Annotated in this window: 15 protein-coding genes; 4 read left to right on the plus strand and 11 right to left on the minus strand. The window is 72.6% G+C overall.

Going from position 1 to position 18104, the window contains the following annotated elements; genetic code table 11:
- Window positions 1-42 precede the first annotated feature (42 nt).
- Genes pcaD through ABZ340_RS13895 form a run of 7 tightly spaced genes read right to left on the minus strand, consistent with a single transcriptional unit; the run spans window position 43 to window position 6538 of the window.
- Window positions 43-1188: a 3-oxoadipate enol-lactonase gene (gene pcaD, locus ABZ340_RS13865; protein ID WP_358781976.1), complete on the minus strand. Its 1146-nt coding sequence runs from the start codon at window positions 1186-1188 to the stop codon at window positions 43-45.
- Complete coding sequence (pcaB, locus tag ABZ340_RS13870; RefSeq protein WP_358781977.1) at window positions 1185-2522, minus strand: 3-carboxy-cis,cis-muconate cycloisomerase; 1338 nt, start codon at window positions 2520-2522, stop codon at window positions 1185-1187. Before pcaB ends, pcaD begins: the two co-directional genes overlap by 4 nt.
- Window positions 2519-3124: a protocatechuate 3,4-dioxygenase subunit alpha gene (pcaG, locus tag ABZ340_RS13875; protein ID WP_358781978.1), complete on the minus strand. Its 606-nt coding sequence runs from the start codon at window positions 3122-3124 to the stop codon at window positions 2519-2521. Before pcaG ends, pcaB begins: the two co-directional genes overlap by 4 nt.
- 6 nt (window positions 3125-3130) lie before the next feature.
- A complete protein-coding gene (gene pcaH, locus ABZ340_RS13880; RefSeq protein WP_358781979.1) occupies window positions 3131-3904 on the minus strand; it encodes a protocatechuate 3,4-dioxygenase subunit beta in 774 nt (257 codons plus the stop codon).
- Window positions 3905-3939: 35 nt separating this feature from the next.
- Window positions 3940-5142 carry a thiolase family protein gene (locus ABZ340_RS13885; protein ID WP_358781980.1) on the minus strand — a complete coding sequence of 401 codons (1203 nt, stop codon included), beginning with the start codon at window positions 5140-5142 and terminating at the stop codon, window positions 3940-3942.
- Complete coding sequence (locus tag ABZ340_RS13890) at window positions 5139-5783, minus strand: CoA transferase subunit B (protein ID WP_358781981.1); 645 nt, start codon at window positions 5781-5783, stop codon at window positions 5139-5141. Before ABZ340_RS13890 ends, ABZ340_RS13885 begins: the two co-directional genes overlap by 4 nt.
- The gene (locus tag ABZ340_RS13895; protein WP_358781982.1) at window positions 5783-6538 is read right to left on the minus strand and encodes a CoA transferase subunit A; all 756 of its coding nucleotides are present in this window, start codon (window positions 6536-6538) and stop codon (window positions 5783-5785) included. Before ABZ340_RS13895 ends, ABZ340_RS13890 begins: the two co-directional genes overlap by 1 nt.
- Before the next feature lie 219 nt (window positions 6539-6757).
- Here ABZ340_RS13895 and ABZ340_RS13900 point away from each other — a divergent pair, with 219 nt between their 5' ends.
- Window positions 6758-7222, plus strand: a complete 465-nt coding sequence (locus tag ABZ340_RS13900) for a MarR family transcriptional regulator (RefSeq protein ID WP_358781983.1) — start codon at window positions 6758-6760, stop codon at window positions 7220-7222.
- 116 nt (window positions 7223-7338) lie between these two features.
- Here ABZ340_RS13900 and ABZ340_RS13905 read toward each other — a convergent pair whose 3' ends face one another.
- Window positions 7339-8298: a DUF3048 domain-containing protein gene (locus ABZ340_RS13905; RefSeq protein WP_358782024.1), complete on the minus strand. Its 960-nt coding sequence runs from the start codon at window positions 8296-8298 to the stop codon at window positions 7339-7341.
- Window positions 8299-8500: 202 nt separating this feature from the next.
- On the opposite strand from ABZ340_RS13905, the gene ABZ340_RS13910 reads away from it, so the two are divergent.
- A complete protein-coding gene (locus ABZ340_RS13910; protein ID WP_358781984.1) occupies window positions 8501-9691 on the plus strand; it encodes a zinc-dependent alcohol dehydrogenase in 1191 nt (396 codons plus the stop codon).
- Between the two features lie 235 nt (window positions 9692-9926).
- Window positions 9927-10667, plus strand: coding sequence for a class I SAM-dependent methyltransferase (locus tag ABZ340_RS13915; protein ID WP_358781985.1), 741 nt, complete (start codon window positions 9927-9929; stop codon window positions 10665-10667).
- A gap of 112 nt (window positions 10668-10779) precedes the next feature.
- Here ABZ340_RS13915 and ABZ340_RS13920 read toward each other — a convergent pair whose 3' ends face one another.
- Both ABZ340_RS13920 and ABZ340_RS13925 read right to left on the minus strand, forming a co-directional pair.
- Window positions 10780-12960, minus strand: a complete 2181-nt coding sequence (locus ABZ340_RS13920; protein WP_358782025.1) for a family 16 glycoside hydrolase — start codon at window positions 12958-12960, stop codon at window positions 10780-10782.
- Window positions 12961-12974: 14 nt separating this feature from the next.
- Entirely contained in the window at window positions 12975-15404 is a 2430-nt protein-coding gene (locus ABZ340_RS13925) for a ThuA domain-containing protein (RefSeq protein WP_358782026.1), read from the minus strand.
- Between the two features lie 348 nt (window positions 15405-15752).
- Between ABZ340_RS13925 and ABZ340_RS13930 the strand changes: the two genes are divergently transcribed.
- On the plus strand, window positions 15753-16778 hold the full coding sequence (locus ABZ340_RS13930; RefSeq protein WP_358781986.1) for a multicopper oxidase domain-containing protein: 1026 nt from the start codon (window positions 15753-15755) through the stop codon (window positions 16776-16778).
- Between the two features lie 245 nt (window positions 16779-17023).
- Here the strand turns inward: ABZ340_RS13930 and ABZ340_RS13935 are convergent, their stop codons facing one another.
- Window positions 17024-17809, minus strand: a complete 786-nt coding sequence (locus ABZ340_RS13935) for a VOC family protein (protein WP_358782027.1) — start codon at window positions 17807-17809, stop codon at window positions 17024-17026.
- Window positions 17810-18104: the final 295 nt, after the last annotated feature.

Genomic DNA, 18104 nt, shown 5'->3' on the forward strand with positions numbered 1-18104 from the left:
CGAAGGCGCGCACACGGCGCCCCGCCCAGAACGGCCGGCGGGTCAGCCCGCGCCGCCCCGCCCCTCTTCCTCCGCCGGTTCCTCCGCCAGCACCCGCTGGGCCGTGGCGAACGCCGAGTTCGCCGCCGGGACACCGCAGTACACGGCCGTCTGGAGCAGCACCGCGCCGATCTCCTCGGGCGTCAGCCCGTTGCGCCGGGCCGCCCGCACGTGCATGGCCAGCTCCTCGTAATGGCCGTGCGCCACCAGCGCCGTCAGCGTGATCATGCTGCGTTCGCGGCGGGAGAGCGTGTCGTCGGTCCAGATCTCGCCCCAGGCGTAGCGCGAGATGAAGTCCTGGAACCGGGCGGTGAACGGGGTCTGCCGGGCCTGGGCCCGGTCCACGTGGGCGTCGCCCAGCACCGCGCGCCGCACCGCCATGCCCCGCCGGGCGTGCCCGTCGAGGTGGCCGCGCAGCGCGGCCAGCACGGCCTCCGGCCGCTCCGCGGGCGCCAGGTGCGAGGCGCCCGGGATCTCCACCAGCGTGGCGCCCGGCACGGCGTCGGCGATCTCCCGCAGGTGCGCCGGGGGCGTGGCCGGGTCCTCGCGGCCGGCGATCAGCAGCGTCGGCACGGAGATCTCGCCGAGCCGGTCGCGCAGGTCGAACGCGGCCAGCGCGTCGCAGCAGGCGGCGTACGCCTCCGGGTCGGCGTCCCGGTGGTCCTTAACCAGTTCCGGCACGGTGAAACCGGGCGTGAACCAGCGGCCGTCCGCGCTCTCGGCGAGCTGTGCCAGTCCCTCGCGCCGCACCAGCGCGGCCCGCTCCTGCCAGGGCTTGGCCCCGTTGAAGTGCGCCGACGAGCAGACGACCGCCAGCGACGACACCCGCTGGGGGTGGTGCAGGGCCAGGTGGAGCCCGACCGCGCCGCCCAGCGACACCCCGGCGTAGGCGAACCGCTCCACGCCGAGCGCGTCGGCGAGCGCGAGCACCAGGTCGGCGAGGTCGCCGACGGTGGCGCCGGCAGTGACGAGGTCCGCCGCGGATCCGCCGTGGCCCGGCAGGTCCCAGCGGATCACCCGGTGCCCGGTGGACAGTTCGGGCGCCACCCGGTCCCACAGGGCGCAGGAGGTGCCGAGCGAGGGCCCGAGCAGCAGCGGGGGAGCGGAAGCGGGGCCTTCGGCGCGGTGATGGAGAAGGGTGTCGTTCAACGTCGCTCCAGAGCGCGGTCGGTGAGAACTCCGGCACAGCCGGTGTACCGGGACGGGTCGGTGAGCCCGTCGAGGTCGAGGCCGGTGTCCCGCAGCTCCGGCTCCTCGGCGAGCAGGTCGCCGAGGGCGCGGCCCTCGGCGAAGGCCCGCCGGGCGAGCTCGGTCAGCAGGGCCTTGGCGCGGGCCCGCCCCAGCACGGGGGCCAGTTCGGCGGAGAGCCGCTCGGACACGACCAGTCCGTGGGTGAGGCCGAGGTGGGCGCGCATGGCCTCGGGCCGCACCCGCAGCCCCTCGGCCAGTTCGGCGGCGTCCCGGGCGGCGCCGCCGGTCAGCCGCAGCAGGTCCCGCAGGGGCTCCCACTCGGCGTGCCAGGCGCCGGCCGGCCGCTCGTCCTCGGCGGCCAGCGAGCCGTACAGCGTGGCGGCGAGCTGCGGTGCGCGCCGGGCCGCCGCCGCGATCAGCGTGGACCGCACCGGGTTGGCCTTGTGCGGCATCGCCGACGAACCGCCGCCGCTGCCCTCGGCCACCTCGCCGGTCTCGGTGCGGGACAGCACCAGCACATCCGCGGCGATCTTGCCGAGCGCCCCGGCGGTGAAGGCCAGGCACCCGGCGAGGTCGGCGACGGGCGTGCGCAGGGTGTGCCACGGCAGCAGCGGGGCGGCCAGGCCCAGTTCGCGGGCGTACGCCGCCGGCAGCGCGGCCGGGTCCGGGGCGCCGTACGCCCCGAAGGCCGCCAGCGTGCCCGCCGCGCCGCCGAGCTGGACGGGCAGGCCGCCGCGCACGGCGGCGATCCGGTCGCGGGCGTCGAGCACCAGCGAGCGCCACCCGGCGGCCTTCAGCCCGAACGTCGTCGGTACGGCGTGCTGGGTGAGCGTCCGCCCCGGCATCGCGGTGTCGCGGTGCCCGGCCGCCAGCCGGGCCAGTGCCCGCTCGGTACGGCCCAGGTCGGCCAGGACGAGGTCCAGGACGCGCGCGGCGACCAGCATCGTCGCCGTGTCCAGGATGTCCTGGCTGGTCGCGCCCCGGTGGACGTACGGTCCGTGCTCCTCGCCGACCGCCTTGGTCAGGTCGGCGACGAGCGGGATCACCGGGTTGCCGCCGCCGCGGGCGCGTTCGGCCAGCGAGGCGGTGTCGAAGCGGGCCGCCTCGGCCGCCTCGGTCACCGCCGTCGCCGCCTCGTCCGGGGCGAGGCCGAGCGCGGCCTGGGCGCGGGTGAGGGCCGCCTCCGCCTCCAGCAGCGCCCGCAGGTACGCGGTGTCACCGGTGGCGTCGGCGGCCGGGGAGCCCGCCCACCCGGGGGCGAGCAGGCTTCCGTCGGATACTGCTGATGTCACTGGAACTCCAGGAAGACCGTCTCGCCCTCGCCCTGAAGGCGGATGTCGAAACGGTACGTGCCGTTGCCCTCGTCGGCGGCGATCAGCGTGGTGCGCCGCCCGTCCTCCACCCGCGACAGCAGAGGGTCGGCGGCGAGCGCCGCCTCGTCGCCCGGCAGGTAGATCCGGGTGAACAGGTGCACCAGCAGGCCGCGCGCGAAGACGCACAGGCTCAGGTACGGGGCGTGCGCGCCGCGCGCCCCCGGGCGCAGCGTCCGCACGTACCAGTGACCGTCGGCGTCGGTCTGGATGCGCCCGAACCCGGTGAACTCCACGCCGTTGCGCCCGAGGAAGCCGCCCGTGGCCGGGTCCCGGCGCATCGAGCCGTCCGCCGTCGGCAGGTTGCCGTCCGGGTCCGGTCCCCACACCTCCAGCAGCGCGTCCGGCAGGGGCCTGCCCTCACCGTCGTACACGTACCCGTGCACGGTGATCGTCTCGGGGTGGCCGAGGGGGGCTATCTCCTCGCCGCCGCGGAAGGGCAGCGCGTACCCGTAGAACGGGCCGACCGTGTGCGACGGCGTGGGCAGCACGTTCTCGGGGCTGCTCGTGTCGATCTTCGTCATGGCGGGTCAGCGTCCTTCTTCCATCCAGGTGGCCCGCGGGCCGTCGAGCACGATGTCCCAGTGGTAGCCGAGGGAGAACTCCGGCACCGACAGGCTGTGGTCGTACGTGGCCACCAGCCGCTGCCGGGCGGCGTCGTCCGTCACCGACTGCAGGATCGGGTCGTACGGGAACAGCGGGTCGTTCGGGAAGTACATCTGCGTCACCAGCCGCTGGGTGAACGCCGAGCCGAAGACCGAGAAGTGGATGTGGGCCGGGCGCCAGGCGTTGACGTGGTTGCGCCACGGGTAGGGGCCGGGCTGGATGGTGGTGAACCGGTAGAAGCCGTCGTCGTCGGTGAGGGTGCGGCCCACACCGGTGAAGTTCGGGTCCAGCGGGGCGTCGTGCTGCTCGCGCTGGTGGGCGTAGCGGCCCGCCGAGTTGGCCTGCCAGATCTCCACGAGCTGGCCCCGCACGGGGCGGCCGTCGCGGTCCAGCAGCCGGCCGGAGACGGTGATGCGCTCGCCGACCGGCTCGCCGGTGTGCTGCCGGGTGAGGTCGTTGTCGATCTCGGTGATGTCCCGCTCCCCGAAGGCGGGGGAGGACAGCTCCACCAGCTCCGGGTCCTTGGTGACGTCGATGGCGATCGGCGGCTGCTTGGGGTGGCGCAGCACCGAGGAGCGGTAGGGGGCGTAGTCGCGGCGCGGGTGGTGCTCGACGGGGGCGCCGTCGGCGACCCGCTTCTCGTACGCGGCGTGCTCGGCCGCGATCTCCGCGTCGATGTCCTGCTGAGTGAGAGTCATGGGGGATTCCTGTGCGCTTCCTGGCGGTCGGGGACCTAGCGTTCGAGGACGAGGGCGAGGCCCTGGCCGACGCCGATGCAGAGGGTGGCGACGCCGGTGCCGGAGCCCTTGCGGGCGAGCTGGTGGGCGAGGGTGCCGGCCAGGCGGGCACCGGAGGCGCCCAGCGGGTGGCCGAGGGCGATGGCGCCGCCCTGGGGGTTGAGGATCGCCGGGTCGAACTCGGGCCACTCGGCCACGCAGCCCAGCACCTGGGCGGCGAACGCCTCGTTCAGCTCCAGCACGTCCAGGTCGGCGAAGGTCCGGCCCGCCTTGGCCAGCGCCCGGTTGACGGCCTCCACGGGGGCGAGGCCGAAGTAGTGCGGGTCGGTCGCGGACACGCCGGTCGCCGAGATACGGGCCAGCGGTTCGCGGCCGGTGGCCTTCAGGCCCTCCTCGTCGGTCAGGAGCAGGGCGGCGGCGCCGTCGTTGAGCGGGGAGGCGTTGCCCGCCGTCACCGTGCCCCCGTCCTTGCGGAAGGACGGCTTCAGCTTGGCCATCGCCTCCAGGGAGGCGTCCGCGCGGACGCATTCGTCGTCGGCGACGACGACCGGGTCGCCCTTGCGCCGCGGGACGGCCACCGGGGCGAGCTCGGCGTCGAACAGGCCCTCGGCCCGGGCGCGCGCGGCCTTGTGGTGGCTGGCGAGGGCGAACTCGTCCTGCTGCTCCCGCGTGATCTTGTGCTTGTCCGCGATGAGCTCGGCCGACTCGCCCAGCGGAATGGTCCACTGCGGTTCCATCCCCGGGTTGACCATGCGCCAGCCGAGGGTGGTGGAGTACAGCTCGGTGTGCCCGGCCGGGAACGGCTTGTCACTCTTGGGCAGCACGTAGGGGGCGCGGGTCATCGACTCCACCCCGCCCGCGACGGCGATGGAGGCGTCGCCCACCGCGATGGCGCGGGCCGCCTGGATCACCGCCTCCAGGCCGGAGGCGCACAGCCGGTTGACGGTCACGCCGGGCACCGAGGTGGGCAGACCGGCCAGCAGGGCGGCCATGCGGCCGACGTTGCGGTTCTCCTCGCCGGCGCCGTTGGCGTTGCCGAAGTACACGTCCTCGATACGGGCCGGGTCCAGGCCGGGGGTGCGGGCGAGCAGTTCGCGGATCGCGTGCGCGGCCAGGTCGTCCGGGCGGACGGAGGCCAGGGAGCCGTTGTACTTGCCGATCGGGGTGCGGACCGCGTCGACGAGGTAGACGTCCTTCACTTCACACCCTCCAGGGTGACGATCTCGGCGCCGGTCCTGGCGATGACCTCGTCCGCGGTCACCCCGGGCGCCGTCTCGGCCAGGACGAGTCCGTCCCCGGTGACGTCGAGGACGCCGAGGTCGGTGATGATCCGGTCCACGCACGCCTTGCCGGTGAGCGGCAGCGAGCACTCGGTGACGATCTTGGGGCTGCCGTCCTTGGCGGTGTGGGTCATCACGACGATGACCGTGCGGGCGCCGTGGACGAGGTCCATCGCGCCGCCGATGCCGGTGATCATCTTCCCCGGCACGGCCCAGTTGGCCAGGTCGCCCCGGGCGGAGACCTGCATCGCGCCGAGCACGGCGACGTCGATGTGCCCGCCGCGGATCATTCCGAAGGAGAGGGCCGAGTCGAAGAAGGAGGCGCCGGGCAGGACTGTGACGGTCTCCTTGCCCGCGTTGATCAGGTCCGGGTCGACCTGCTCCTCGGTGGGGTAGGGGCCGGTGCCCAGGATGCCGTTCTCCGACTCCAGGGTGACCTCGACGCCGGCCGGGAGGTGGTTCGGGATCAGCGTCGGCAGGCCGATGCCGAGGTTGACGTACTGGCCGTCGCGCAGCTCCCGGGCCGCGCGCGCGGCCATCTCCTCACGTGTCCAGGCCATCAGGAACTCACCGTCCGCTTCTCGATCAGCTTGTGCGCCGCCTGCTGCGGCGTCAGCGCCACCACCCGCTGCACGAAGATCCCCGGCAGGTGCACCGCGTCCGGGTCGATCTCGCCGGGCTCGACCAGCTCCTCCACCTCGGCGATCGTGACCTTGCCGGCCATCGCGGCGAGCGGGTTGAAGTTCCGGGCGGACTTGCCGAAGACGAGGTTGCCGTGCCGGTCGCCCTTGGCCGCCCGCACCAGCGCGAAGTCGGTGCGGATGCCGCGCTCCAGCACGTACTCGGTGCCGTCGAACTCCCGCACCTCCTTCGCCGGGGAGGCCAGCGCCACGCCGCCCGCACCGTCGTACCGCCAGGGCAGCCCGCCCTCGGCGACCTGCGTGCCGACCCCGGCCGGCGTGTAGAAGGCGGGGATGCCGGCGCCGCCGGCCCGCAGCCGCTCGGCCAGCGTGCCCTGCGGGATCAGCTCCACCTCCAGCTCACCGGCCAGGTACTGCCGCGCGAACTCCTTGTTCGCGCCGATGTAGGAACCGGTCACCCGGGCGATCCGCCCGGCCGCCAGCAGCACCGCCAGCCCGGACTCCATCGCCCCACAGTTGTTCGACACCACCGACAGGCCGCCGACCCCGCGCTCGTACAGCGCCTGGATCAGCACGTTCGGCACGCCGCTCAGCCCGAAACCGCCCACGGCCAGCGAGGCGCCGTCCGGTACATCGGCCACCGCCTCCCCGGCCGTGGCCACCACCTTGTCCATCCGAGAAGCCCCATCTCTCCGCCAGCGCCCCGAGGGAGGGAAAGTCCCAGATAGTCAGGGCACTGAGTATTTCAGCGAGGTTGCCCACACGCTGCCATCGGAGAGCCGTACCGTCAAGACCTGGGTAAACGCGACCTTCATCGTCGGCCGAGTGTGAAGACGGCTTCCCTTCGAGGAGGTATCGTCAGTGCACCAACGAATGCGATCACGGGAGCGCACATGGCCGCGGTGGACCTCACCAGCCACCCCGGGCACCTGGCCCGGCGGCTCCAGCAGGCGCACTACCTGCTGTGGAACACGATGGTCTCCGAGGAGATCACCTCGCCGCAGTTCGCGGTCCTCAACGCGCTCGTCGCCGAACCCGGCCTGGACCAGCGCACGGTGGGGGAGCGGGTGGGGCTCGACCGCTCCACGATCGCCGAGGTGATCAGCCGGCTCGGCCGCCGCGGACTGCTCGACAAGGTCCGCGATCCCCAGGACGGCCGCCGCTTCCTGCTGCGCCTGACGGACGAGGGGCAGCGCACCCACCGCAAGCTGACCGTGCGCACGGCCCGGATGAACCAGGTCTTCCTCGCCCCGCTCTCCGCCGAGGAGCAGGAGGTCTTCTTCGACCTGATCCGCCGGGTCGCGGACGCGGCGGAGGGGCTGCGCAACCCGGGGGAGCCGGTAGTGGCCCGGCGCTGACACGGACGGCCCGGGCGCCGGTCAAGGGGTCCCGTCCCGGTCAAGGGGTCCCGTCCCGGTCAAGGGGTCCCGTCCCGGTCAAGGGGTCCCGTCCCGGTCAGAGGGCCCCGCCCCGGTCAGGCGGCCCGCGCGAACACCACCCACACCTGGCCCCGGGCGAAGTTCACCGGCGCGCCGTCCGCCGTCGTGAACCGCGTGCCTTCCTGGGCCGCCCCGCGCTTCCAGTGCACGTCGTACGCCCTGCCGTCCCGCAGCACCCGGGCCGGACCGGCGCCCACCGTCTCCACGTACGGCGTGGCGCTCCCGAGGAAGTCGCGGTAGGCGGAGTCCCGCACCCGCACGTACTGCACGACCACGGTCTGGGGCGCGAGCCGCCCGCCGCCGGCCGTGACGGCGGGCGTCCCGTCCATCGCGACCAGCCAGCCCGCGTGCCGCGCGGACCAGGTGAAGGTGAAGCGGGCCGCCGGGTAGCGCACCGTGCGCGAGGTCTCGGGCGTACCGCCGGCCGGCGCCGCGCCGTACCGGAACCCCGTCGTCAGGGCGTGGGCGCCGGGTGCCGAGGGCATCAGCTCGCCGGGGCGCAGGTAGAGGTCGTGCGGGGCGGACCGCCCGGGACTGCGCAGGTACGCGCCGGGAGCCTCCTCGGGGGTCTTCGTCAGCAGCGGCGCCCGGTCGATCAGCGGCAGCAGCTTGCTCTGCGCGCCCGAGAAGGCGAGCACCGGCCGGTCGAACTGGCGCAGCAGCTCCAGATCGGACTCGCGGGCGCTGCGCACCGGCCCGACGGTCTGCGGCAGCCGTGTCGCGTACACCGCCATCAGCCGGCTCAGCCCGCCCTCGACCGGTTCCGCGTAGACGACGTCGGCCGCCTCCAGGCCCGTCTGCGGCCGGGCCGCGGGCGCGTTGTCGATCTTCACGGCGAGTACGGAGGCGGTGCCGCCCGCGGTTCCCGGCGGTGTCCGGCGCGGCCGTTCGTCGTCCGGTCCGGGCCCCGCCGTGCAGCCGGCCGCCAGGGACAGCGCCACCGCCGCCGCCAGCGCCAGTGCCGGACCCCGCCGGTTGCGCGCCGTTCGTCGCATCCCCACCACCCGCCCGCTGTCCTGTGCCATTGATTGTGCGCTTCTCGGTGCATTTCTGGCCATACCCGACCGGTCGCGATCGCGCATGCCGTTTCCGCCGATCGGCCCCGCCGGACGGCCGGCGATTCGGCCGAGCGGCTCCCGGGTACTCGGCGACCACCCCAGGAACCGACGCGCACGGCGACGGAGGGAGCGCGAGGCGATGAAGGCAGTGACCTGGCAGGGCAAGCGGGACGTACGGGTCGAGGACGTGCCCGACCCGAGGATCCAGGAACCGACCGACGCGGTCATCCGGGTCACATCCGCCGGACTGTGCGGTTCCGACCTGCACCTGTACGAGGTGCTCACCCCGTTCATGACCCCGGGCGACATCCTCGGCCACGAGCCCATGGGCATCGTCGAGGAGGCCGGCGCCGAGGTGCCGCATCTCAAGCCGGGCGACCGGGTCGTCGTCCCGTTCCAGATCGCGTGCGGCCACTGCTTCATGTGCGGCACCGGGCTGCCGACCCAGTGCGAGACCACCCAGGTCACCGCCGAGGGCATGGGCGCCGCCCTGTTCGGCTACACCCGCCTGTACGGCGCGGTGCCGGGCGGACAGGCCGAGTACCTGCGCGTCCCGCAGGCGCAGTACGGGCCGATCAAGGTGCCGGACGGGCCGCCCGACGACCGGTTCGTGTACCTCTCCGACGTCCTGCCCACCGCCTGGCAGGCCGTCGCCTACGCCGACGTCCCGCAGGGCGGCAGCGTCGCCGTGCTCGGCCTCGGCCCCATCGGCGACATGGCCTGCCGGATCGCCCAGGTCAAGGGTGCCGGGCGGGTCTTCGGCGTGGACCTGGTCCCCGAACGGCTGCGCCGGGCGCGCGAGCGGGGCGTGGAGACGTATGACCTCAGGGCCTTCGACAACGAGAAGGAGCTGGTCGCCGCGATCCGCGACGAGACCGACGGCCGCGGCCCCGACGCCGTGATCGACGCCGTCGGCACCGAGGCCCACGGCAGCGCCGCCGCCAAGCTGGCTCAGCAGGCGTCCGCGCTGCTGCCCCGCTCCCTCGGCGCACCGCTCGCGGAACGCTTCGGCGTCGACCGGCTCGCCGCCCTCTACACCGCCATCGACCTCGTACGGCGCGGCGGCACCCTCTCGCTGTCCGGCGTCTACGGCGGCATGGCCGACCCGATGCCGATGCTCACCCTGTTCGACAAGCAGATCCAGCTGCGCATGGGGCAGGCCAACGTCCGCCGCTGGAGCGACGAGATCCTCCCCTACCTCACCGACGAGGACCCCCTCGGCGTCGACGACTTCGCCACCCACCGGGTGCCGCTCGCCGAGGCGCCGCAGGCGTACGAGATGTTCCAGAAGAAGCAGAACGGCGCGGTCAAGGTGCTGCTGAAGCCCTGACGCGTGAAGTCCCGCCGGAGCCGAGGAAGCCCCGGCTCGGCCCGCCGCTTCATCGGGAAGGCGGCGGACACGCCCACGTGCCGGAGGACGCCCCGGTCGTCGTACAGACCCAGCAGCGAGCCGGCCACCGGCCCGCCCCGAAGCGTGCGATCGGAGCCGGTGGAAGGTAAATGCGGAGCCGGTGGAAGGTAAATGCGTCGACAGCACCCCTCGGCGCCCGGCAAAGTGGCCGCCCGTGACGAGCAGTGAACTGTGGACCCGTGCGGCCGCCGACCGCTACGACGCCGAGGAGGCCGAGTCGTCCTCGGCCGCCGTTCTCGGACCGACTCTCGCCTTCCTCGCCGAGCTCGCCGGAGGCGGCCGGGCACTTGAGTTCGCCATCGGGACCGGACGAGTGGGCGTCCCGCTCCGGGAACGCGGCGTGCCGGTAGTGGGCATCGAACTGTCCGAGCACATGGCGGCGGTGCTGCGGCGCAAGATCGACGAGGACACGCTTCCGGTAACCATCGGAGACATGGCCACCACGGTCGTTCCCGGCCAGTTCACCCTGGTCTACCTCGTCTACAACACCATCACGAACCTGCTCACGCAGGACGAGCAGGTCGAGTGCTTCCGCAATGCCGCACGTCATCTGGAGCCCGGCGGCCGGTTCGTCATCGAGCTGGGTGTGCCGCCGCTGCGGTTCCTGCCGCCCGGCCAGGTCGCGGTGCCGTTCGACGTCTCCGAGGAGCATCTCGGCTTCGACACCTTCGACCTGGTGGAGCAGATCCTCGTCTCGCACCACTTCACCCGCGACGGCGACGACGGCCGTTACCGGCGTGACAGCTCCCGGCACCGTTACGCCTGGCCGGCAGAGCTCGACCTGATGGCACGGATCGCCGGGCTCGAACTGGAACGGCGCGTCGCGGACTGGGACGGGTCTCCGTTCTCCCAGGACTCCGCGAAGCACGTCTCCGTGTGGCGCAAGCCGGCCTGAGGCCGGTCACCGGGCCATCGACGTCGGCCGTACCCGCCCGAGTGTCCGAAGACGCCGGGGGAACCCAGGCGGGTACAGCCGAGCCGCGCGAAGAGGCCCTCCGGGCCGGGGCCTACAGTTCCTTGATCCGCACGTCCCGGAAGGACACCACATCGGTCGTGCCGTGCACCTGGAGCCCGATGTAACCGGAGGCGAAGCGCCGGCCGTCGGTGCCCGGGTCGTCCGAGCGGGGCGGCGTGAACTCCTGGCCGCCGGTGTTGTCGAACTCGTTGATCAGCACGCCGTTGCGGTAGATCTCGTAGTGCTGGTCGACCACGCGGATCTCGTAGTCGTTCCAGGTGCCCTTCTCGGTCACCCCGGCGCCGGCCAGCCCGACCCGGTCGAAGCCGTACACCGAGCCCGTCTTGTACATGTCGCCGGTGGGGCTGTCGAACACCTGCAGTTCATGCCCGTACTTGATGGCGACCCACTCCGGACGCGACTCCTCGGGGTGGCCGTGGACCCACGGGAAGCGCACGAACACACCGGAGTTGGCGTTGCCCGTGCCGGGGGCGTCGTCGCGCCACTGGAGCTTCAGCGAGAAGTCGCCGTACTTGCGCTCGGGGAACCACAGCATGCCGAGCCCCGGTTTCGTGGTACCGGAGGTGATCGACCCGTCCGGGTTCGGCGCGAACGAACCGCCGCCCACCTGCTCCCACTTGGCCAGCGCCTCGGGGCTGCCGTCGAGGATCGTGCGGTAGCCCTCGGTCTGGCCGGGCCTGCCGATCCCGGACTGGCGGGCCGCCTTCTCGATCGCCCGGTACTCGCGCCGGTCGACCACGCCCTCGGCGAGCAGCCGGTCCAGGACCTCCTGCACGTGCTTGAGGAACAGCGCCTGGGACGTCCAGTCCTTCTCGTCCTCGATCAGCTCGCCGATCCGGCACCGGTTGTTCGTCACGCGGTTCGGCACGCCCGAGTCGACGCTCCCGACGATCACCGTCAGGCGCTCGTCGTACTCCGGGCAGTTCGGCGCCGGCACGCCGCCGCCCGCCACCACCGTGAAGCTGACGGTGCCCGGCTGGGAGGTGTTGCCCGCCTTGTCGCTCGCCCGGTAGGCGACGGTGTGCGTGCCGGCCCGGTCCACGACGACGGGCGCGGTGTACGCGAGGTAGGGCCCGCCGTCCAGCGAGTACTCGACGGCGGCCACACCCGAGCCGCCCGCGTCGGTGGCGCTGACGGTCACCTTGGCGCTGCCGACGTACGCCCCGTCGGAGTTCTTCGTGCCCTCCACGGTCGCACCCGTCACCGGCGGGGTGGTGTCCCGCGGGGGAGCGGCCACGACGGTGAAGGTGACGCTCTTCTCCGCCGCCGCGTTGCCCGCCTTGTCGGTGGCCCGGTAGCGCACGGTGTAGGTGCCCACCTGGTGGACCATCACCGGCGCGGTGTACGCCTGCCAGGCGCCGTCTCCGACCGCGTACTCGATGGTGTTGACGCCGGACCCGGTGTCGGAGGCGGTGACGGTGACCGTCGCCATGTCGATGTACGCCCCGTCCGGGTCCCGTTCACCGTCGACCGTCGCCGAGGTCTCCGGCGGGTCCGTGTCCTCGGTCGGCGGGGGCACGACGGTGAAGGCGACGCTCTTCTCCGCCGCCGCGTTGCCCGCCTTGTCGAACGCCCGGTAGCGGACCGTGTGGTCGCCGACCTGGTCGATCACGACCGGCGTGGTGTACGGCTGCCAGGTGCCGTCCGCGCCGACCGCGTACTCGACCCGGTCCACCCCGCTACCGGCGTCGCTCGCCTCGATCGCCACGCTCGCCGAACCCACGTACTGGCCTTGGGAGTTCCGCGTGCCGCGCACCTCGGCCGACGTCTCGGGCGCCGTGGTGTCCTCACCGGTGCCCTCGGTCACCACCAGCACGCCCTTCATCTCCCCGTGGCCGGGGATCGTGCAGTGGTAGAGGTACCGGCCGGGGGAGAGGGTGACCTCGGCGGTGTGCCGGCCGCCCTGGTCGTCGAAGGGGTTGGCCAGGATGTTGAGCTGGACGTCACTGTTGTACTCGGGGTCGCTCGTCACGAACGTCAGCGTGTGCGGCATGCCGGTGGTGTTGCCGGTCGCCTCGCTGTTCTCGAAGACGATCGTCGCCGGTCCGGCCACCGCCGTCTCGGGTGCCGACGTGTACTTCGTGATGTCGTTGCCCGCGGTCCAGGTGAGGACCTGCTCCGCGGCGGCCTCCTCGGCCCGCGGCTGCCCGGAGGCGGGCATCGTCTGGAGGCCGAGCATCACCAGCAGGCCCGCCAGCAGGGCGGCCCACACTCTTCGCTGCCGTATCACCGCGTCCCCCTCGCCAGTTGTCCGGCGGCCGGGGTGGGCCCGCCGCCCGTGTAGGTGACCCGCCACAGGGCCGACCGGGAGTCGGAAGTGAAGAAGCCGCGCCCGTAGTCCAGGACGTACAGCGCGCCGTCGGGGCCGAACCGCCAGTCCATCAGGTTGCGGATGCCGTCGTTGCCGACCGGCACGATCTTCTTCAGCGACTCCGAGTGCACCGGCGGACCGCCGTCGCCCTGCGTCGCGGGGTCCATCAGCACCGCGTTGCGCGGCTGGTCGGCGTCGTAGAAGTCGCCGACGAACCACTTGCCGTCCCAGTACGCGGGCCACTTGGTCTCGCTGGGGCTGTCCGCGTCGTACCGGTAGACCGGGCCGTTCATCGCCGCCTGGCCGCCGCCCTTGAGCCAGGGCAGCCGGTAGGTGGCCTCCTCCTTCTTGTACGACGGGACCCCGTCGGCGTCGCGCGGGAAGTCCGGGCCGCCGCCGTCCGGTGAGTACCAGATGTTGTTGCCGGTCACCGGCGGCAGGTTGACCAGGCCGTCGTTGTTCGGCGACTCGTTCTTCGGGTGGTCGCAGTCGTACCAGCCCAGCGGCTGCGACGGGTCGGGCAGGTTGCGGTCCCGGTAGGGCTGCTTGTTGCCCATGCAGTACGGCCAGCCCCGGTTGCCCGCCTCGGTGATCACGGCGAACTGGTCGTACTTGGCCGGACCCCAGGTCGGCGACGGGCTGCTCGCGTCCGGGCCGACCCAGCCCGCGTAGAGGATGTCGGTCGACTTGTCGACGAAGATGCGCGCCGGGTTGCGCACGCCCATCACATAGATCTCGCCGCGCGTCTTGCCGCCGCCCTCGTCGGTCTCCTTGCCGGTGAAGAGGTTGCCCTCGGGGATCGTGTACGTCCCGTCCGGCTCCGGGTGGATGCGCAGGATCTTGCCGTTGAGGTTGTTGGTGTTGCCGGCGGTGCGGCGGGCGTCCGCGAAGGACACGCCCTTGAAGTTCGGCTGCGGGTTGTTGCCCGAGTAACCGTCGCTGAAGCCGCTGGAGTTGTTGTCACCGGTGGCGATGTACAGGTTGCCCCGGGAGTCCCAGGCCATCCCGCCGCCCGCGTGGCAGCAGCTGTGGATCTGCACCGGCCACTTCAGCAGCACCTTCTCGCTGTTCAGGTCCAGCCTGCCGGTGGCCTCGTCGAAGGTGAAGCGGGAGACGCGCCGCTCGGCCATGTGCGTGTCGCGGTCGATCCGGGAGTGGGGGGTGTAGTGCAGGTACACCCACCCGTTCTCCGCGAACCGCGGGTCCAGCTCGATGCCGAGCAGCCCCTCCTCGACCTTGACCAGCTCGTCGCCGCCGCCCTTGTTGCCGAAGACCGTCAGCTCGCCCGCGAGCGTGACCTTCTCCGTCCTCGGGTCGTAGACGTGGATCTGGCCCTTGCCCTTGCCGATGTCCGGGTTGTTCCAGTCCGTGATCACCGGCTGGGAGGCGTCCGCGCCGCCCCGGCCGATGTAGAACACCCGGCCGTCGGGGGCGGTGACCAGGCCGTGCGGCTCGCCGATCTGGTCGTTCTGCCCGGGCTGGTTGGGCTGGGTGAGCCGCTCCGCCTTGTAGTTGCCGCTGATGGTGGCCTTGCAGTCGGCCTGCACCAGCCGGGTGGTCCACAGCAGCGCCCCGCGCAGGTGCTCGCGGAAGTCGGTCTCGTCGTACGACGACACCGTGCCGCCCATGCCCGTGTAGAAGGAGCGCCCGCCGTCGTAGTCCCGGCACCAGCTCACCGGATGGTCCCAGCCGTTGGCGCCCGCGCCGGGCCGGTACGTCGACTCGCGCACCCGCGCCACGGTGTGCACCTCGCCGGAGGGGTTCTTCACCCAGTTCAGCCACTTGTCCAGCCTCTTCCACTGCACCGGCAGGTCCTTGGTGGCCGGGTGGCGCCGGTCGCCGACCTCGACGGTGGCCCGCTGGACCTCCGCCGGGCTGGAGGTGGCCGGGCGGGCGCCGACGAGCCCGGTGAACCAGTCGGAGTACGGCTCGGCGCGCGCCGCGTCGTGGATGCCGACGAAACCGCCGCCGGCCTCCATGTACGCCTCCAGACCGGCCTCCTGGTCCGGGTCGAGCACATCGCCGCCGCCGGTCGGGAACACGATCGCGTTGTACCGGCTGAGCCTGCGGTCGTCGGTGAAGACGGAGGCGTCGTCCGTGGCCTCCACCCGGAAGCGCTGTCCCGCCGGGCCGGACAGGCCGATCTGCTCGATCGCCTCGATACCGGCGTTGACGAGCGGCGACTCCTCACCGGGTGCGGCCGACCCGTAGAAGATCAGGACGCGGACGTTCGCACCACCCGGCGGCGAGGTGATCGACATCGTTGTCAGGGACGGATCGGGGGCCGGGCGCGCGCTGGCGGCGGGGCCCGACAGCAGTCCCGCGGCCACCACGCCGGCGGCCAGGGGAGCCGCCCAGACCCGTCTCCTCCTGCCTCTGGCGTTCCCGGTGCCACCGGTGTTCCCGGGGCTTTCGGCGTGCGCGGTGCTTCGTGCGCTCAATCCTCGTAGGTGCAGGGGCTCGTGTTGCGATGTGAAGCGCATGCGGTCACCCACTCCTCCCTCGGTCGCGGAAGCGGCAACAGCAACAGCGCCAAGGAAGCTAGACCTCTTTGCGTGGCTCGCCAATAGGTATGACCGTGATGCCACAAACTTTGTCCTGAGTGTGGATAAACGGGGCTGTGCCCGCTACCGTCTCACAGGCTCATCACAGCTACGTCCCGGCACTTTCCTTACCAGCGTGGGGAGTTCGGCATGGACAGACGCGGCTTCAACCGGCGGGTGCTGCTGGGCGGCGCGGCCGTCGCGACGTCGTTGTCGCTGGCCCCGGGGTCGGCCGGCCCCGCGGACGCCGCCACCGGCGACACGGTGCGGACCGCCCCGGCCGGGGGCGAGGTCAGGCACCTGAAGCTGTACGCCGAGAAGCTGCCCGACGGGCAGATGGGCTACGGCCTGGAGAAGGGCAAGGCGACGGTCCCCGGCCCGCTGATCGAGCTCAACGAGGGCGACACCGTCCACATCGAGCTGGAGAACACGATGGACGTGCCGGTGAGCCTGCACGTCCACGGCCTGGACTACGAGATCTCCAGCGACGGGACGAAGCTGAACAAGAGCGACGTCGAGCCGGGCGGCACCCGCACCTACACCTGGCGCACCCACGCGCCCGGCCGCCGCAAGGACGGCACCTGGCGGGCGGGCAGCGCGGGCTACTGGCACTACCACGACCATGTGGTGGGCACGGAACACGGCACCGGAGGCATCCGCAAGGGCCTGTTCGGCGCGGTGATCGTCCGCCGCAAGGGCGACATCCTGCCGGACCGCACGCACACCGTCGTCTTCAACGACATGCTCATCAACAACAGACCCGCGCACTCGGGTCCGGACTTCGAGGCCACCGTGGGAGACCGGGTCGAGTTCGTGGTGATCACGCACGGCGAGTACTACCACACCTTCCACCTGCACGGTCACCGCTGGGCCGACAACCGCACGGGCCTGCTCACCGGGCCGGAGGACCCCAGCCAGGTCATCGACAACAAGATCACCGGGCCGGCGGACTCCTTCGGCTTCCAGGTGATCGCGGGCGAGGGGGTGGGCGCCGGGGCGTGGATGTACCACTGTCATGTGCAGAGCCACTCGGACATGGGCATGGTGGGACTGTTCCTGGTGAAGAAGACGGACGGGACGGTCCCGGGGTACGACCCGCACGAGGGCCACGCAGGGCACGAGGGACAGGAGTCCCCGCAGACCGGGGACGCGGACGGGCGGCGGCACGCGCACTGACGGATCGGGGGCGGACGGCCGCCGCCCGGACCGGCGTGGGACTGCCGGCGGCCCGGCCGCACCCCGCGGGCGCCGGGCGGGTCCCGGTGCGGGCCCGGCGCGTCACCGCCGTCGGCCCGGCGGACGTACCGGGCCGCGTGCGTCACGTCCGTATGAGGCGGTGCGGGCCACGATGCCCGGCGGCGACCGCTCCGGCATCCGCTCCTTGACCGCCTGCTCCAGCCACCCGGCGCCCTTGTACGGGCCTACGCCCCCTGCGGCGCGGTCTTGATCACCGCGAACCGGGCGCCGTACGGGTCGGCGAGCCGGGCGACGCGCCCGACGCCCTCGATGTCCGTGGCCGGCACGCGCACCGTGCCGCCCAGCTCCTCGGCCTTGGCGACCGCGGCGTCCGCGTCGGGCACCTCGATGTACGGCAGCCAGTACGGCTCCGTCTCGGCCGGATCGTCGGCCAGCGGGACGAGCCCGCCGAACATGCCGTCCTCGCCCTGGCCGGCCGGGTTGACACAGGTGTACGTGCCGCCGGGGAAGGAGACGACCGAGGTCTCCAGGCCGAGCACGGTCCGGTAGTACGCGGCGGCGGCGGGGACGTCCGGTGTGTACAGCTCGGCCCAGCACAGCGATCCGGGCTCCCCGGCCAGGTCCAGGCCCGCCAGCTGCCCGGGCTGCCAGATGCCGAACGGCACGCCCGCCTGGTCGGCGAGAATCGCCATGGTGCCTTTCCCCATGACGTCCATCGGCCGCATGAGCACACTGCCGTGCGCCTGCTCGGAGGCCTTGGCGGTGGCCTCCGCGTCCGGGCTCTGGAAGTAGACCGTCCAGGACGGCGGACCCTGCTCCGGCGTGATCTGCATGCCGCCGGCCGCCGTCCTGCCGTCCCGCTGGAAGAAGCCGTAGCCGCCGGCCTCCGGCCCGGCCGACCGGAAGCGCCAGCCGAAGAGGGCGCCGTAGAAGGAGGCGGCGCCGTCGATGTCGGAGGTGCCGACGTCGATCCAGTTCGGGGAGCCGTCGACGAAACGGGTGGTGAGCATCATCGCCCTCCTCGGAAGAGTCCCGTTGCCTGCTCTGCCGAGTCTTGCACCGCCCACTGACAACCGCCGCCGGGGCGAACCGCCGGCCCGTCCGCCAGACGGGTCCGGATCGGTCCGGGCACGGCTTCGCGTGCCACCACATGCCACCGCGTGCCACCGCATGCCGTCGCATGTCCCCGCGCGCCGCCGTGCACCCCGGCACCGCGCGGGGGACCATCGGGGGGCCGAAGGCCCTGGAGCGCCCCGTTGATCCCGCGTTGATCGAACGTTTTTCACCGCCGGGCACGATCCTGTC

This window comes from Streptomyces sp. NPDC006134, from assembly GCF_040628835.1.
Lineage (GTDB): Bacteria > Actinomycetota > Actinomycetes > Streptomycetales > Streptomycetaceae > Streptomyces.

Coding starts and splice junctions, on each gene's coding strand:
- pcaG (WP_358781978.1), bottom strand. CDS start 3,124: ATGACGAAGATCGACACGAGCAGCCCCGAGAACGTGCTGCCCACGCCG.
- pcaH (WP_358781979.1), bottom strand. CDS start 3,904: ATGACTCTCACTCAGCAGGACATCGACGCGGAGATCGCGGCCGAGCAC.
- ABZ340_RS13890 (WP_358781981.1), bottom strand. CDS start 5,783: ATGGCCTGGACACGTGAGGAGATGGCCGCGCGCGCGGCCCGGGAGCTG.
- ABZ340_RS13895 (WP_358781982.1), bottom strand. CDS start 6,538: ATGGACAAGGTGGTGGCCACGGCCGGGGAGGCGGTGGCCGATGTACCG.
- ABZ340_RS13900 (WP_358781983.1), top strand. CDS start 6,758: ATGGCCGCGGTGGACCTCACCAGCCACCCCGGGCACCTGGCCCGGCGG.
- ABZ340_RS13905 (WP_358782024.1), bottom strand. CDS start 8,298: ATGCGACGAACGGCGCGCAACCGGCGGGGTCCGGCACTGGCGCTGGCG.
- ABZ340_RS13910 (WP_358781984.1), top strand. CDS start 8,501: ATGAAGGCAGTGACCTGGCAGGGCAAGCGGGACGTACGGGTCGAGGAC.
- ABZ340_RS13930 (WP_358781986.1), top strand. CDS start 15,753: ATGGACAGACGCGGCTTCAACCGGCGGGTGCTGCTGGGCGGCGCGGCC.
- ABZ340_RS13935 (WP_358782027.1), bottom strand. CDS start 17,809: ATGCTCACCACCCGTTTCGTCGACGGCTCCCCGAACTGGATCGACGTC.